This window comes from Pseudomonas meliae, from assembly GCF_001400515.1.
In the GTDB taxonomy this organism is placed as follows: Bacteria; Pseudomonadota; Gammaproteobacteria; order Pseudomonadales; family Pseudomonadaceae; genus Aquipseudomonas; species Aquipseudomonas amygdali.
Genome location: NZ_LJQT01000005.1, coordinates 1 through 2336, shown reverse-complemented (window position 1 = coordinate 2336; position 2336 = coordinate 1). Strand labels below are relative to the sequence as shown.

Below are 2336 nucleotides of genomic sequence, written 5' to 3'. Positions count from 1 at the left end.
ATCCGCCTCTGTCTTCACGCCATTTTCACCGCCACAGACCTACTCAACGATGGCTTGCAGTGGCATTCCACTTATTCGTGCAAGCCAAAGAGTTCACGATCAACAGGCCTGCTCACGTAGTCATCCATCATCTGGAGAAAATCATCCTCATCCCATTCCCCGTTATCCAATCGGCGCAAAACAGCCTCGCCTACAAGAACCTTTTTCCGTTCTTGATCTGCACGACTCTGCTTGTATGCTTTCTGTCGTGTTTTGTTTTCTACCTTTCTAGTTTCTTTTAAAAGTTTAAGTCTTTCATTTGTCACATCAATTCTAGCTTTTAGCGTAGTCATTAAAATCCTAAATATCTTTGTTCTAAATCCGTTTGATTTCTATGAGGCCGGCTTGTCGCCATTAGGCGCGCGGCGATACCGGCGCTCAAATTCGCGCCAGTTGAAGGCCAAGCGCGAACCATCGTCTTCACCTTCTGCTGGCCCGTCCGCCATCACCAAGTCACTGTCCGTTTCCTCATCGACGCGGAGTACGTTTTTCAACACTCCACCCGTGGCGACGAATCTGCGCTTGTGGGCTTGGCGTGTGAGTTCCAAAAACCAATCTGGATCGTCCGTCATGTCAGACGGCTTAACGCTGTATTTGAGGGTTTCGGAGACTGCCTTTTGAAGTGCAAAGCTCGTAACGTCAGAGGCTGATTTCCCTCTCTCTGGGGCAGCCCCTTTGATTACTTCGATCCATAACCCGGACGGCGAAATGGTTGGATCCCGCATGCACTCTTGCCACAACTCGACCCAGCGGGACTGCTTGACGTAGTGCCGACTGAACCAGCTTGGCGGCACCATCAGCAGCACATGAAAGTGCGGGTGTGCCTCACCGATAGCGCTCCGTGTGACCTCAGTTGTGCGCACCCAGCCCAACACAGGTTTCAGCTCTTTGCGCTCAATCAGTCGCTTCCAGCCGGCATTCATCGCCGTCAGCGTCTCTCCAAGCTCGCCTATGGGGCGATTGGGCACAGTCAGGGTGAGGAATAGCCAGCGGGCCTTAGGATGCTCACAGACGATCTTAGGGAGGGCTTGGTGGAACCTGGCTTGCCACATGAGGGAACGTCTCCACTGACACACCGGGCAATGACGTACCCGGCAAAAATGGCTGTGCTTTAGGCGCAGAGCAGTTACCCATGTGGCCGGGTTGATCTCCCAACCAAATAGCAGAACACCGCCGCATTCAGCCATACGAGCCGCGTAGCGCTCGAATTCAAAGGCGGTGGCATAGATCCCACCCACATCATCCGCCTGGCCCCGATGGACGTCCCATGGGGCGTCGGTAGGGCTGTAATCAGAAAGCCCGCTTCGGGGCTGGTCAAGCGCAGTAATCTCGCTAGAATGGGGAGACGTGGAGGCGGTAACGTTTTCCATGAAAAGCCTAAGTGTTGTGGACGTCAGATACCCACAATCTTGGGCTTTTTTTTTCTACACGTCAAAACACCCCTAGAAGCCACGTAGTACAAGGCCTAGAGCCTGTTTTGAGACGCCGAAACTATCCCTTAAGTATCAAGTAAAGGAAATCGGCCTTTTTTTCACCCCGAAATCCAGCCTGTTTCACCCCCCCCCAAAGCGCCCTTTTCCAAGCCAAAACGACCCTTCCCGGCGAAGCCACGCCAAAAATCTAAAACACCTCAAAAGCACTCCCTCGCCGGGCGGCATCCCCGGGCCGCTGTGCGACCCGAGGAATGCAAAGGGTGGTTTTGATCAGTGCTCGGTCAAGGGTTCGCTTCGCCCGTGCTTCCGTTTGCCGGGAAGGTGAAGCTTTTTCCCGACAAGCCGGGAGCGCGGCCCCTGACTTTTCAGCCATCCGGGTTGAGCGATGGGACGCCAAAGGCGGCGCAGAGGGAGACGCGGAAAGCTCTTTTCGATTTAAGTGGAATGCCACGGCCTGCAAAGGCTGCGCGGGTGTTGCACTCAGAATTTGCAAGGTAGGGCAGGGCGGGGGTGTGGGCCGGTGCGGTTGAGTCGAATTTAAATTAAGAACGTATTGGCGTTTTAAAATTAAAGATCGGAAGGCGCGAGGATTTGTACCCAGCGCCAAAAGTGGTGCCTAGATTTTGTGTCCAGGTTGAATGAGTGACGCAGGGTTTTGGGATACGCTCCCCGCTGCCGGAGGCTCTTGTTTAAGCGGTTTTAAAATAGGACGGAAGCGCAACGCCAGCTTTAAAAACGGCTTTAGCTGACGCGCTTTTTACGGTTCAGGGGTATCGGGGCGCAGCCCTGATCAGGGTTTTGGATAGACCGACTGCGTGCAGGCGGTACATACAAAACATTTCCTGCATCCGCCTCTGTCTTCAC

Annotated in this window: 2 protein-coding genes; both read right to left on the bottom strand. The window is 53.9% G+C overall.

Annotation, left to right across the window (positions count from 1 at the left end; translation table 11 throughout):
* Positions 1-71 precede the first annotated feature (71 nt).
* Positions 72-332 carry a hypothetical protein gene (locus tag ALO64_RS00030; protein WP_054991633.1) on the bottom strand — a complete coding sequence of 87 codons (261 nt, stop codon included), beginning with the start codon at positions 330-332 and terminating at the stop codon, positions 72-74.
* Positions 333-371: 39 nt separating this feature from the next.
* Positions 372-1277: a protein rep gene (locus tag ALO64_RS00025; protein WP_235804959.1), complete on the bottom strand. Its 906-nt coding sequence runs from the start codon at positions 1275-1277 to the stop codon at positions 372-374.
* Positions 1278-2336: the final 1059 nt, after the last annotated feature.

What these genes read in the sequence shown, in the direction of transcription:
- ALO64_RS00030 (WP_054991633.1), bottom strand. Translation starts at nt 332, where the DNA reads ATGACTACGCTAAAAGCTAGAATTGATGTGACAAATGAAAGACTTAAA.